The sequence below is a fragment of the Streptomyces sp. CO7 genome, from assembly GCF_053474865.1.
On sequence record NZ_JBRIOU010000141.1, the window covers coordinates 1 to 404 of the forward strand.

The window sequence follows — 404 nt, forward strand, 5'->3', positions numbered from 1 at the left end:
GGGCACGAAGGGCGTCGCGTCCTCCGCGAGTACGGAGGGCGTCAGGTCCTCCGCGAGTACGGAGGGCGTCGCGTCCTCCGCGGGGCACGGAGGGCGAGAGGCTGCGGCGCGCTGCTGGAGGGGGGCAGCGCGCAAGCAGCACCCTCGCCGGGCGCGTCTAGGCGTCCCCGCCCGCGACCCCCGGGTCGGCCGCGGTCACGTCCAGCAGCCGGTACCGGTCGATCGCCTGCTTCAGCACCGACCGGTCGATCTTCCCCTCCCGCGCCAGCTCGCTCAGCACCGCCACCACGATCGACTCCGCGTCGATGTGGAAGAAGCGCCGGGCCGCCCCGCGCGTGTCGGCGAAGCCCCAGCCGTCCGCGCCCAGCGACTGGTACGTCCCCGGCACCCAGCGCGCGATCTGG

Annotated in this window: 1 protein-coding gene; it reads right to left on the bottom strand. The window is 75.5% G+C overall.

Annotated features, from left to right (window positions below; translation table 11 throughout):
* Positions 1-157: 157 nt before the first annotated feature.
* Positions 158-404, bottom strand: a 247-nt coding sequence (locus ACOV8S_RS31480; RefSeq protein ID WP_448321884.1) for a hypothetical protein, incomplete at its 5' end; no start/stop codon positions are given.